The sequence below is a fragment of the Isoptericola cucumis genome (genome assembly GCF_014635665.1).
Taxonomy (GTDB): Bacteria; Actinomycetota; Actinomycetes; order Actinomycetales; family Cellulomonadaceae; genus Isoptericola; species Isoptericola cucumis.
The window spans coordinates 287703-299179 of record NZ_BMDG01000006.1 but is presented as its reverse complement, the minus strand read 5'-3'; the positions used below and the strand labels follow the sequence as shown (position 1 = coordinate 299179).

The window sequence follows — 11477 nt, the reverse complement described above, 5'->3', positions numbered from 1 at the left end:
CACAACCACGACCGCCGAACCACAGCCCAGCACCAACAGGCTGCGAACGCGATCCTCACAGTCAGGCCAGGCGGTCGACGATCGCGTCGGCGAACGCGTCCAGCGTCCCCGCGTCGCCGGCGTGCTGGAGCCACAGCGACGGCTCGGTCAGCTCGAGCTCGATGACCACGGGCGTCCCGTCGTCGCGCGTCACCAGGTCCACGCGCGCGTAGAGGAACGGGTCGGTGCGGCCCAGGTCCGCGGCGGCGACCTCGAGCGCGCGGGTCGCGACCTCGACCTGGGCGTCGGTGGCCCGGGCGGGCTCCATCTGCTCGCGCAGGAAGGGGGCGTCGTCGTCGCGGCTGGGGCCGGTGAGCAGCGCGCTCTTGCGGACCGCGTGCCGCAGGGTGCCGTCGATGTACACGAGGCACGTCTCCCCCGCGGTGTCGACCGACGTCATGTACGGCTGGATCATCACCGCGCGCCCGCCGTCGAGCAGCCCGACGGCGTGCTGGATCGCCAGGGCGCGCGACTGCGCGCTCACGGGCTGGTACCGGCCCGCGTCCTTGGCGCCGGCGCTGACCACCGGCTTGACGACGAAGTCGCCGAAGGCCGGCATGCGCGTGTGCACGGCCCGCTTGGACAGGTGGCGTGCGGGGTCGAGCCAGATCGTCGGGATGACGGGCACGCCCGCCGTCTCGAGCACGCGCAGGTACCCCTTGTCGGTGTTCCAGGCGATGACGTCCGCGGGGTTGGCGATCGCCGGGACGCTGCGCGCCCACGCCACGAACTCGTCGCGGCGCGGCGAGTAGTCCCACGTGGAGCGCACGACGACGAGGTCGTACGCCGACCAGTCGACGTCCGGGTCGTCCCACACGACCGGCTCGGCGTCGACGCCGCGCTCCACGAGCGCGCCGATGACGGGGCGGTCGTCGTCGAGGTCGGGCAGGGCGGCACAGGTGGCGAGTCCGACTCGCCTCGTGGTTCCGTTCGTCGTGGTCACCCGCCGAGCGTACGCCGCCGACGGCCGGTGCAGCCGCACGGACCGACGGCCCCGGGGGGCCGTCCCCCGGGGCCGTCGGTGTGCTGCGCGGACGCGGTCCGCCGGCGTGCGCCGTCAGTGCTTGGCGACCGCCTTCTCGGCGCCGGCGCCCGTGAGGGAACGCACCTCCATCTCCGCGAACTTCTCCGGGTGCGGCTTCTCCTTCGACACCAGCGTGCCGATGATGCCGAGCAGGAACCCGAGCGGGATCGAGACGAGGCCGGGGTTCGTGAGCGGGAAGACGTCGAAGTCCGCGCTCGGGAACATCGCGTCCTCGCTTCCGGACACCGTCGGGGAGAGCACGATGAGCACGATGCACGAGATCAGCCCGCCGTAGATGCTCCACAGCGCGCCCGACGTGTTGAACCGCTTCCAGAAGAGCGAGTACACGATCGTCGGGAGGTTGGCCGACGCCGCCACCGCGAACGCGAGCGCCACGAGGAACGCGACGTTCTGGTTCTGGGCGTAGATGCCGCCGACGATCGCGATCAGGCCGATCACGACCACCGTCCAGCGGGCGATCCGCACCTCGGAGTCGGGCTTGACCTTCCCCTTCTTGATGACGTTGGCGTAGATGTCGTGCGAGAAGCTCGCCGCGGCGGTGATCGTGAGCCCGGCGACGACCGCGAGGATCGTCGCGAAGGCGACCGCCGAGATCAGCCCGAGGAGGATCTCCCCGCCGAGCGCGAACGCGAGCAGCGGCGCCGCCGAGTTGACCCCGCCCGGGGCGTTCTCGATCACCTCCGGCCCCACCAGGGCGCCCGCGCCGTAGCCCAGCACCAGCGTGAACAGGTAGAAGATGCCGATCAGCCAGATCGCCCAGACCACCGAGCGCCGCGCCTCCTTGGCGGTCGGCACGGTGTAGAAGCGCATGAGCACGTGCGGCAGGCCGGCCGTGCCGAGCACGAGCGCCAGCGCGAGCGACAGGAAGCTGAGCTTCGACGTGCCGTCGGCGCCGTACTGCTTGCCCGGCTCCAGGAGCGCCTCGCCGCCGGGGCCGGCGGCCTCGACGGCGCCGCCCAGCAGGTCGGAGAGGTTGAACCCGAACTTGGCGAGCACCCACGCCGTCATGATCGCCGCGCCCGCGATCAGCAGCACGGCCTTGATGATCTGCACCCAGGTGGTGCCCTTCATGCCGCCCACCAGCACGTACAGGATCATCAGCGCGCCCACGACGGCGATGACGAGGCTCTGGCCGGCGCGGCTGTCGACCCCGAGGAGAAGGGCGACCAGCCCGCCCGCGCCGGCCATCTGGGCGAGCAGGTAGAAGAAGACGACGAGGAGGGTCGCGAGGGCGGCGGCCATCCGCACGGGGCGCTGGCGCAGCCGGAAGGACAGGACGTCCGCCATCGTGAACTTGCCCGTGTTGCGCAGCAGCTCGGCCACGAGCAGGAGGGCGACGAGCCAGGCGACGAGGAACCCGATCGAGTAGAGGAACCCGTCGTAGCCGTTGATCGCGATGGCGCCGCAGATGCCGAGGAACGACGCGGCCGACAGGTAGTCGCCGGCGATCGCGGTGCCGTTCTGCGGCCCGGTGAAGTTGCGCCCCCCGGCGTAGAAGTCGGCGGCGGACTTGTTCTGGCGCGACGCCCGGAAGACGATGACGAGCGTCACGAGGACGAACGCGCCGAAGATGCCGATGTTGACCCAGGGGTTGCCGATGTCGGTGCTGTTCACAGCTCGCCCTCCTCGATCTCCCGGCGCAGGGTGTCGGCCTGCGCGTCGAACCGCCGGTTCGCCCACCGCGCGTACAACATCGTGATGACGAACGTGGACACGAACTGCCCCAGCCCGAACAGCAGCCCCACCGTGATGTTGCTGCCGCCGAGGCGGATGCTCATGAAGTCGTGGGCGTAGTTGGCGAGCAGGACGTAGACGAAGTACCAGACGAGGAACAGCGCCGTCATCGGGAAGACGAAGTTGCGGAACCTGCGCCGCAGGTCCTGGAACTCCGGTGATCGCTGGACCCGTTGGTACTCGGTCTCGCCCGACGGCTCTGCCGCGGACAGGTCGCTCATGATGCCTCCGTTGGCTCATGCAGATGAGGTCCGGAGCAACGCTGCTCCGGGCGAAATCGTTCGCCACGCACACACTGCTAGAGCAGGCAGTTATGGCGCAAGTCACATCTCGGCGCGTCGAGCACCCGTCCGTCGACCGAGGGTGCCGGGCTCACGACCGGCGGACGTACTCCAGGTCGGTGACGGCGCGACCGGCGTCCGCACCCTTCTTCTCGAAGCTGGTGCGCACCCGGCCCTCGAACCGGGGCGCCGGGGCGCCGGGGCCGTGCGCGTTGCGGAAGTCGTCGCTGGCCTCGAGCACCCGGACCATCTGCGCGGCGTACTCGGCCCAGTCGGTGGCGAGCCGCCACGTGCCGCCCGGCCGCAGGACGCGCGCGACGACGGCGGCGAGCTCCGGCGTCACGAGCCGGCGCTTGTGGTGGCGCGACTTGTGCCACGGGTCGGGGAAGAACACCCACAGCTCGTCCACCGAGCCGGCGGGCAGCGCGCTCGCCAGGAGCTCCGCCGCGTCCACCTGCATCAGGCGCAGGTTCGTCAGCTCGTTGCCGGGCGCGCCGCCGCCCTGGCCGGGATCGGCGCCCGCATGCCCCGCTCGCACGATCGTCTGGGCGAGGCCCGGCGTGTAGACCTCGAGAGCCAGGTGGTCGCGCTCCGGGTGCGCGGCCGCCGCCCCGACGATCGCCTCGCCCTGGCCGGACCCGACCTCGACGACGAGCGGCGCGCGGCGCCCGAACGTGGCCTCGGCGTCGAACCGCCAGTCCGGGTGCACCGACGTGACCGCGACGTGGGGCGGGACGTCGACGACGTAGCGCGCCCGCCGGGTCTCCCACGCCTTGCGCTGAGCGGTCGTGAGGCGTGCGCTGCGGCGCACGAAGCTCACCGGCCGGCTGCGGTAGAGGGCGGGTTCCGGCGCGGGCGCGTCCGGGGACTGCGGGGTGGTCACGGGTTCGGGCACCCGACAAGGGTACGGGCGGGCGGGTCAGGTGCTGCGCTCGACGAGCGCGAGCAGCGCCCGCCCGTACGCCTCCGCGGCGTCGTCGGCGGCGAAGCTGCGCCGCTCGCCCAGCAGGTCCACCTCGACCTCGAACCCGTCCGGGGTGCGCCGCAGGCCGCGGAAGGTCGACCGCAGCAGGTCGCGCAGCTGGTCCTCGCGCGGCAGCCACAGGGCATCCTCGATCGCGACGGAGTCCAGCGCCCACTCGGTGGTGCCGTTGAACCCCAGGACGGTGCCGGTCGGGTAGTCGTGCGCCTCGATGGTCATCGTGCTCACGGTGAACACGTCGGCCGACAGGTCCGGGGCGTCGATGCGGAACCGGTCGCCGTCCGCCGGGCGCCAGACCAGGCCCGCGTCGCGCAACCGTGTCGCCAGCTCGGTGGAGATCATCGGGTCATCCTGCACCCCGGGGCCGGGCGCGCGCACGGCCGGACGCGAAAGAGCCCCGACCGGGACCCGGTCGGGGCTCTGCGGTGCGCCATCAGGGACTCGAACCCCGAACCCGCTGATTAAGAGTCAGCTGCTCTACCCATTGAGCTAATGGCGCGCGACGGCGAGGCTACCAGGGCGGCACGTCACGCCGACCCTCGCACCACGAGACCCCCGCGTCGCGAGAGTCTCGTGCTGGTGCGCCATCAGGGACTCGAACCCCGAACCCGCTGATTAAGAGTCAGCTGCTCTACCCATTGAGCTAATGGCGCTGGCGGGGAGAAACATTACCAGCACGGCACCGTTCGTCGGTAACGCTCGTGGGCGCGCGGTCCTGTGACCTGCGCGACAGGCGCGGGCCGCGGCGGGGAACCCCCGGCCACGGCCCGCCGAGCCCGCTCAACGGAACGCGGCGTGCCCCGTCAGGTGCCGGCCGAGGATCAGCGTGTGCACCTCGTCCGTGCCCTCGTAGGTGCGCACCGACTCGAGGTTGAGCGCGTGCCGCAGCGGCGAGTGCTCGAGGGTCACCCCGTCGCCGCCGAGGACGGTCCGCGCGGTCCTCGCGACGTCGAGCGCGGACCGCACGTTGGCCAGCTTGCCCGCCGAGATCATGTGCGGCTCGAGCCGCCCGGCGTCCTTCAGCCTCCCGAGCCGCAGCGCGAGCAGCTGCCCGCGCGCGACCTCGAGCGCCATGTCCACGAGCTTCGCCTGGGTGAGCTGGAACGCGGCCAGCGGGCGGCCGAACTGCTCGCGGGCGCCGGCGTGCGCGAGCGCCGCCCCGAGGCTGTCCCGCGCGGCGCCCGTGGCGCCCCACACGATGCCGTACCGGGCCTCGTCGAGGCAGGCGAACGGGCCCGCCAGCCCGGGGTGGTGCGGCAGGATCGCGTCGGCCGGCACGCGCACGCCCGCGAGCCGCACGTCGCACTGCACCGAGGCCCGCAGCGACAGCTTCGGCTCGATGGGCGTCGCGGTGAAGCCCGGGGTCGACGTCGGGACGAGGAAGCCACGCACCCGCACGCCCTCACCGTCGTCCGCCTTCGCCCAGATCACGGCGACGTCGGCGATCGACGCCAGGCCGATCCACCGCTTGGAGCCCTCGATCACCCACTCGTCGCCGACGAGGGTGGCCGTGGTGCGCATCGCCGCCGGGTCCGACCCCGCCGTGGGCTCCGTGAGGCCGAAGCAGCCCACCAGGTCGCCGGCCGCCATGCCGGGCAGCCAGCGCTCCTTCTGCTCCGGCGAGCCGTGCTTCGCGATCGCGGACATCGCCAACGACCCCTGCACCGAGACGAACGTGCGGATCCCCGAGTCGCCGGCCTCCAGCTCGGCCATCGCCAGGCCGTACTCCACGGCCGACGCGCCCGCGCAGCCGTAGCCGTGCAGGTGCATGCCCAGCAGCCCCGCCTCGGCCAGGTGCGGCACCAGGTCGCGGGGGAAGACGCCGTCCGCGAACCAGCCGGCGACGTGCGGGCGGACGTGCTCGTCGACCAGGGCGCGGACCCGGTCGCGTGTCGCGACCTCCGCCGCGCTCAGGTCGCCGTCGAGGGCGAACAGGTCGACAGGGTCGACAGGGTCGAGGTGGGCGTCGTCGCCGGTCATGGGGCCCACCGTAGCGGCCGGGCCGGCTCGCCCGGCGGTGGGCCGGGTCAGCTCACAGGTAGAGCCCGGTGGCACCCGGCTCCTGCGTCGTCTCGGCCACGCCGTGCACGTCGCGCTCGCGCAGCAGGACGTAGTCCGTGCCGCCGAGGTCCACCTCGGCGCGGTCCTCCGGGTCGTACAGGACGCGGTCGCCGACGGCGACCTGGCGCACGTGCTCGCCCTTGGCCACGACGGCGGCCCAGGCGAGGCGCTTCGGCCCGGACGCGGTCGCCGGGATCACGAGCCCGGCGGTGGACTGCCGCTCGGCGGAGTCCACCTCGGGCTCCACGAGAAGGCGGTCGTGGAGCATGCGGATCGGCAGGGGCGCGTCGGGCGACGAGCCGGACGACGGGCCGGACGCGGCCGGGCCGGTGGCGGGTGCTGCGGGGGTCACGCCACCACGCTAGACGACGCGGCGCACTAGGCTCGACGCCGGCACCCGAGAACACCCACCACGCCAAGGAGCGCTTCCCGTGACCCGTCTCGCCGTCGGCGACACCGCCCCCGATCTCACCCTCGACGCCGTCCTGCCCGACCCTGCCGGCACCGGGACGACGACGGGCACGTTCTCGCTCGCGGACGAGCTCGCCGTCGCCGGCCGCCAGGGCGTCGTCGTGTACTTCTACCCGGCGGCGATGACCCCCGGCTGCACCACGGAGGCGTGCGACTTCCGCGACTCCCTCGCGTCCCTGCAGGGGGCGGGGCACGCCGTCGTCGGCGTCTCCCCCGACGACACCGCCAAGCTCGCGACGTTCGCCGAGCGCGACGCCCTGACGTTCCCGCTGGCCGCCGACCCCGAGCACGCCGCGCTCGAGGCCTGGGGCGCGTGGGGCGAGAAGAAGAACTACGGCAAGACGTACGTCGGCGTGATCCGCTCCACCGTCGTGGTCGGCCCGGACGGCAAGGTCACGGTCGCGCAGTACAACGTCAAGGCGACGGGGCACGTCGCGCGCCTGCGCAAGACGCTCGGCCTCGACTGAGCCGGGCGCCCGGCGGCCGCCGCCGGCTACGCGCCGGGGCCGGGGACGCCGTCGAGCATGGCCCGCAGCACGCGGAGCGTGGCGTCCACCTCCGCGGCCGTGAGCCCGCCGGCCACCTGGCGCAGCAGGCGGTGCTCACGGTCGACGACCGCGGCGATCGCCGCGCGTCCGTCGGCCGTGAGCCGCACGAGCGAGGAGCGGCGGTGCCGCGGGTTGTCGACCAGCTCCACGAGCTCCGCTGCGCGCGCGTCGTTGACCATGCGCTGCACGAACTGCCGGCTGAGCTCCTGGGCCGCCGCGATCGCGGGCACGGTGAGGTTGCCCTCGCGGTGGAGCTGCTCGAGCACGGCGCGGACGCCGACGGACATCCCCATCACCGGCTGGTCGCGCTCCACCGCCCGGGAGACGCGGCGGTAGAGGGGGCCGACGACGAGGTAGACGTCGGCGAGGCGGGCGGCGAGCGCCTCCGGCGGCAGCGGTGTGCTCATGGAACCCATCATGACACCTCGGTTGTCATGCTCTCGAGATCATGACACCTTGGTTGTCATGACACCTCGACGCCTCGCCCTCCCCGACCAGGTCGTCGGCCTCGTCGACGTCCCCCCGTCCGACGCGTCCGACGCGCCCGACGCGCCCGGCCGCCTCCCCCTCGTGCTGTTGCACGGCGGCGCGGTCGACCACCGCATGTGGGGCCCGCAGCTCGAGGCGTTCCCGGAGCGGCGCGTCGTCGCGCCGGACGCCCGGGGCCACGGGGGCTCGTCCGACGCCGACGCCCCGTACCGGCTGGCCGACGACGTGGTGGCCCTGCTGGACGCGCTGGGCGTCGACCGCGCCGTCCTCGCCGGGGTGTCGATGGGGGGCGGCACGGCCGTCGACGTGGCGCTCGAGCACCCCGACCGGTGCGCCGCGCTGGTCGTCACCGGGACCGGCACCAGCGAGCCCACCTTCACGGACGACTGGGCCGTCGCCGCCTTCGCCGACTGGAAGGACGCCGAGACCCGGGGCGACCCCGAGGCGTGGATCGCCGCGTTCGCGCACTTCACCCCCGGACCGCACCGGACCCGCGCCGAGGTCGACCCCGTCGTGGACGCGCTGGTGGAGGCCATGGCCCGGGACACGCTGGGTCACCTGCGCCTCGACGAGGCGGGCGTGCCCATCCCCCCGACGCCGCCGACGCCCGTCACCGACACCTGGGAACGAGCCCGCGGCATCCGGTCCCCCGTGCTCGTCGTCAACGGTGCCCTCGACGGTCGGGACCACCTCGAGAACGGCCGGCGCCTCGCCCGCGTCGTGCCGCACGGGACGTACAGGGAGCTCGCCGGCGCGGCGCACTACGCGGGGCTCGAGGCGCCCGACGGCTATGTCGCGGCCGTGCGCACCTTCCTCGCCGAGCACGACCTCTGATCTTCCGTGCCGGAGACGGGAGTCGAACCCGCACGCCCTGGGGCACGGCGACCTAAGCGCCGCGTGTCTGCCTGTTCCACCACTCCGGCCGAGCGCGGGTCAGTCTAGGCGACGCACGACGGCCGCCCCCGTCGGGGGCGGCCGTCGGCGGTTCGGGCAGCGGTCGGGCGGGTCCGCGCGGCGATCAGGCCTGCGGCGACCCGTCGTTCGCGGCGGCGATCTGCGCGCGGACCTCGTCCATGTCGAGGCCCTTGACGGCGTCGACGACCTGCTTGAGCGCGGGCGCGGGCAGCGCGCCGGCCTGGTTGAAGACGAGCACGCCCTCGCGGAACGCCATCAGCGTCGGGATGGCCGTCACACCGGCGGCCGCGGCGATGCCCTGGTGCGCCTCGGTGTCGATCTTCGCGTGCACGACGTCGTCGTTCTCCTCGGACGACGCCTCGAACACGGGCGCGAACTGCTTGCACGGGCCGCACCAGTCGGCCCAGAAGTCGACGAGGACGATGTCGTTGTCGGTGACGGTCTTCTCGAAGGTGTCGTCGGTCAGCTGGACGGTAGCCATAGGTGTCCTTCCGTGGGGGTTCTGTGTGGCACAGCACGCCCGGCGGCGCAGGTATTCCCGTGCCCCGGTCGAGGTGCGACGTCGCCTGCTGATAGAAACGACGGTGTGACGGACACTGCCGAGTTCCCTGACGACGGCGACTACTTCCACGAGCCCCCGCAGTCCTCGGGCTGGCTCTCGCCCGAGGACCTCGCCGCCGTCCGCGCGCAGCTGCCGCTGGTCTACGTCGACGCCGTCCCGGTGCGCGTCGACGACTCCGGCGACGTCGTGGCGGTGGGGCTGCTGCTGCGCGTCACCCCGCTGGGCACGATGACGCGCGCCCTGGTCTCCGGCCGGGTGCTGTTCCACGAGCGCGTGCGCGACGCCCTGCTGCGGCACATCGAGAAGGACCTGGGCCCCGTGGCGCTGCCGCAGGTGCCGTCGTCGCCACAGCCGTTCACGGTCGCGGAGTACTTCCCGACGCCGGGCATCACGCCGTACCACGACCCGCGCCAGCACGCGGTCTCGCTGGCGTACGTCGTGCCGGTCACGGGCGACTGCCGCCCGCAGCAGGACGCGCTCGACCTGGCCTGGCTCACGCCCGAGGACGCGTGCTCCGACACGGTCCAGGCCGAGATGATCCACGGGCAGGGCACGCTCGTGAAGCAGGCCATGGCCTGGGTGGGCCGCCTGTCCTGACCCGGCGCCCGCTCGGCGCCGGGCGGGGCGCTCAGGCCGGCGCGGTGCCGACCACCGCGACGACCTGCGTGCGCAGCTCGTCCAGCGTCGCTGCCGTCCGGGGCGAGCCCCAGGTCTGCTGCGCGAAGACCTGCAGCCACTCCTGCAGCTCGGCCGCGACCTGCTCCTGCGTCATCGCGTCGGGCGTGTCGCACCACACCGACAGGTGCGCGCCGCGCATCGGCGTCCCGGCGGGGAGCACGAAGTCCCCAGCGCTGCCGGCCGCCCCCATGAACGTGCGCGGGGTCCAGCGCTCGTAGATCCCGCGGGGGTTCTTGTGGGGACCCTGGCCGAGCCCGTCCGCGGTGAGGATGAAGTACAGGTAGTCGCCGTTCGCGTTGACGAGCTCGTGGCCGGCCGCGGCGTAGTCGGCGGCCGTCGGCTTGGTGTCGTTCCACCGGATCCAGACGTCGGCCTGGATCCCCGGGTCGAGGCGCGTGACGCCCTCGCCGGGGTAGATGTCGTCGTTCCAGGCGCGCGGCGTGTACCCCCGGGCGCGCACCAGGTCGGCGAGCTCGTTGAGGTAGACCTCGTAGCCGTCGAACACCGTGGCCGCGGGGTCGCCCGTCGCCTCGCGGGCGTAGGCCACGAGCTGGGGCGCCGTGCGGTCGGAGACGACGTCGTCCCCCGTGCCCTGCCAGGGGGCGGGGAAGAACTCGTCGCCGCCGAGGTGGAACACCCCGCCGTCGAACAGGTCGCACATCTCCTCGACGATCTCGTGGACGAGGGTCCGGGCCGCGGGCCGGCTGAAGTCGAGGTGGCTGGGGTGCCGGGTGCCGTCCGCGAGCACGAGCTGGTGCTCGGGGTGGAACGCCAGGATGTGCTCGAGGTGCGCCGGCGTGTCGACGTCCGGATGGACCCGGACGTGATGGTCGCGCGCGACGTCGAGGATCTCGCGGACCTCGGCCTTCGTGAGGTGCTGCTCCGACACGATCTCCGGGTGGCGTGTCGACTCGATGCCGAAGCCCAGCCCCTCGGAGATGTGCAGCTGCAGCGTGTTCAGCTTCAGGTAGGACATCTCGCGGATGAGCGCCTTGATCCACTCCGGCGTCCAGTACTTGCGCCCGATGTCGAGCATCACTGCGCGCTCGTCGAGCTCGGGCCAGTCGACGACGGTGCCCCGGGGACGCCCCGAGCGGAGCAGCTGGACCAGGCTCCGCGTCCCCCAGAACACTCCCGCGCTCGTCGGGGCGGAGATCCGCAGGCCGTCGTCGGCGCTCAGCACGTACCCCTCGGGGTGCGGGACCTCCGGCAGGTCGGCGACCTCGAGGACGATGTCGGTCGGGCGCGGCCGCGTCGTGACGACGACCTCCGGGCGGCGGCGCACGTGGCCCGCGAGCTGCAGGTCTCGCGCCAGCAGCTCGCCCTCGGAGCGCAGCGCGGGGCCGGCCGCGCCGACGAGGGCGACCCGGGCGGCCGGGGTGAGCGGGCGACCCGGGCCGCTGGGCCGGAACGCCCGCGCGGCGGGCAGCAGCGGCGGCGCGGGGTTCGCAGGGTTCACGGGGTTCACGGGGTTCGACGGGCCCGCGGGGGCCAGGGCGGCGGCGGGCACGCCCAGGCCGGCGAGCAGGGGCGCGGTGACGCCGGCGGTGAGCCCGGCAGCGAGCACCGAGCGGCGGGAGGGCAGCGCGGACATGGGGGTCCTCTCGGGATCGTCGTTGATGCACGACGCACGATGCCAGAGAACCCACCGGTGGTCTAGACCTGTCGGCGG

13 protein-coding genes and 3 tRNA genes are annotated in these 11477 nt (G+C 73.3%); 3 read left to right on the top strand and 13 right to left on the bottom strand.

All coding sequences use genetic code 11. From position 1 onward, the window contains the following. Window positions 1-61: 61 nt before the first annotated feature. The 9 genes from IEW03_RS11190 to IEW03_RS11150 form a co-directional block, all read right to left on the bottom strand. Window positions 62-982 carry an ATP-grasp domain-containing protein gene (locus IEW03_RS11190; protein ID WP_188523750.1) on the bottom strand — a complete coding sequence of 307 codons (921 nt, stop codon included), beginning with the start codon at window positions 980-982 and terminating at the stop codon, window positions 62-64. A 114-nt stretch (window positions 983-1096) separates the two neighbouring features. Further along, window positions 1097-2698, bottom strand: coding sequence for a monocarboxylic acid transporter (locus IEW03_RS11185; protein WP_188523749.1), 1602 nt, complete (start codon window positions 2696-2698; stop codon window positions 1097-1099). After that, entirely contained in the window at window positions 2695-3039 is a 345-nt protein-coding gene (locus tag IEW03_RS11180) for a DUF485 domain-containing protein (protein ID WP_188523748.1), read from the bottom strand. The genes IEW03_RS11185 and IEW03_RS11180 overlap by 4 nt, the downstream gene beginning before the upstream one ends. 151 nt (window positions 3040-3190) lie before the next feature. Next, window positions 3191-3994 (bottom strand): tRNA (guanosine(46)-N7)-methyltransferase TrmB, encoded by an 804-nt coding sequence (trmB, locus tag IEW03_RS11175; protein WP_188523747.1) that lies wholly within the window; start codon window positions 3992-3994, stop codon window positions 3191-3193. Between the two features lie 24 nt (window positions 3995-4018). Beyond that, window positions 4019-4423, bottom strand: coding sequence for a pilus assembly protein CpaE (locus IEW03_RS11170; RefSeq protein ID WP_188523746.1), 405 nt, complete (start codon window positions 4421-4423; stop codon window positions 4019-4021). Between the two features lie 84 nt (window positions 4424-4507). Beyond that, window positions 4508-4580, bottom strand: a tRNA-Lys gene (locus IEW03_RS11165). A gap of 78 nt (window positions 4581-4658) precedes the next feature. Continuing rightward, window positions 4659-4734 (bottom strand) — tRNA-Lys (locus IEW03_RS11160). Window positions 4735-4861: 127 nt separating this feature from the next. Beyond that, on the bottom strand, window positions 4862-6061 hold the full coding sequence (locus IEW03_RS11155; protein WP_188523745.1) for an acyl-CoA dehydrogenase family protein: 1200 nt from the start codon (window positions 6059-6061) through the stop codon (window positions 4862-4864). 52 nt (window positions 6062-6113) lie between these two features. After that, on the bottom strand, window positions 6114-6494 hold the full coding sequence (locus tag IEW03_RS11150) for a GroES family chaperonin (RefSeq protein ID WP_371870617.1): 381 nt from the start codon (window positions 6492-6494) through the stop codon (window positions 6114-6116). 79 nt (window positions 6495-6573) lie between these two features. Here IEW03_RS11150 and IEW03_RS11145 point away from each other — a divergent pair, with 79 nt between their 5' ends. Then, window positions 6574-7080 (top strand): peroxiredoxin, encoded by a 507-nt coding sequence (locus tag IEW03_RS11145; protein ID WP_188523744.1) that lies wholly within the window; start codon window positions 6574-6576, stop codon window positions 7078-7080. 26 nt (window positions 7081-7106) lie between these two features. On the opposite strand, the gene IEW03_RS11140 is transcribed toward IEW03_RS11145, so the two are convergent. Then, window positions 7107-7568, bottom strand: coding sequence for a MarR family winged helix-turn-helix transcriptional regulator (locus IEW03_RS11140; RefSeq protein ID WP_229737923.1), 462 nt, complete (start codon window positions 7566-7568; stop codon window positions 7107-7109). Window positions 7569-7626: 58 nt separating this feature from the next. On the opposite strand from IEW03_RS11140, the gene IEW03_RS11135 reads away from it, so the two are divergent. Continuing rightward, the gene (locus IEW03_RS11135; protein ID WP_188523742.1) at window positions 7627-8484 is read left to right on the top strand and encodes an alpha/beta fold hydrolase; all 858 of its coding nucleotides are present in this window, start codon (window positions 7627-7629) and stop codon (window positions 8482-8484) included. 7 nt (window positions 8485-8491) lie between these two features. On the opposite strand, the gene IEW03_RS11130 is transcribed toward IEW03_RS11135, so the two are convergent. Continuing rightward, window positions 8492-8573: transfer RNA gene (locus IEW03_RS11130), tRNA-Leu, on the bottom strand. A 95-nt stretch (window positions 8574-8668) separates the two neighbouring features. Next, window positions 8669-9046 (bottom strand): thioredoxin, encoded by a 378-nt coding sequence (gene trxA, locus IEW03_RS11125; RefSeq protein WP_188523741.1) that lies wholly within the window; start codon window positions 9044-9046, stop codon window positions 8669-8671. Between the two features lie 105 nt (window positions 9047-9151). Here trxA and IEW03_RS11120 point away from each other — a divergent pair, with 105 nt between their 5' ends. Continuing rightward, complete coding sequence (locus IEW03_RS11120) at window positions 9152-9724, top strand: NUDIX hydrolase family protein (protein WP_188523740.1); 573 nt, start codon at window positions 9152-9154, stop codon at window positions 9722-9724. Between the two features lie 31 nt (window positions 9725-9755). Here the strand turns inward: IEW03_RS11120 and IEW03_RS11115 are convergent, their stop codons facing one another. After that, window positions 9756-11399: a beta-N-acetylhexosaminidase gene (locus IEW03_RS11115; RefSeq protein WP_188523739.1), complete on the bottom strand. Its 1644-nt coding sequence runs from the start codon at window positions 11397-11399 to the stop codon at window positions 9756-9758. Window positions 11400-11477: the final 78 nt, after the last annotated feature.

Bases quoted from the DNA above. Each gene is read 5' to 3' on its own strand.
- IEW03_RS11135 (WP_188523742.1), top strand. From the start codon at position 7,627: ATGACACCTCGACGCCTCGCCCTCCCCGACCAGGTCGTCGGCCTCGTC.
- IEW03_RS11170 (WP_188523746.1), bottom strand. From the start codon at position 4,423: ATGATCTCCACCGAGCTGGCGACACGGTTGCGCGACGCGGGCCTGGTC.
- IEW03_RS11180 (WP_188523748.1), bottom strand. From the start codon at position 3,039: ATGAGCGACCTGTCCGCGGCAGAGCCGTCGGGCGAGACCGAGTACCAA.
- trxA (WP_188523741.1), bottom strand. From the start codon at position 9,046: ATGGCTACCGTCCAGCTGACCGACGACACCTTCGAGAAGACCGTCACC.
- IEW03_RS11115 (WP_188523739.1), bottom strand. From the start codon at position 11,399: ATGTCCGCGCTGCCCTCCCGCCGCTCGGTGCTCGCTGCCGGGCTCACC.
- IEW03_RS11140 (WP_229737923.1), bottom strand. From the start codon at position 7,568: ATGAGCACACCGCTGCCGCCGGAGGCGCTCGCCGCCCGCCTCGCCGAC.
- IEW03_RS11155 (WP_188523745.1), bottom strand. From the start codon at position 6,061: ATGACCGGCGACGACGCCCACCTCGACCCTGTCGACCCTGTCGACCTG.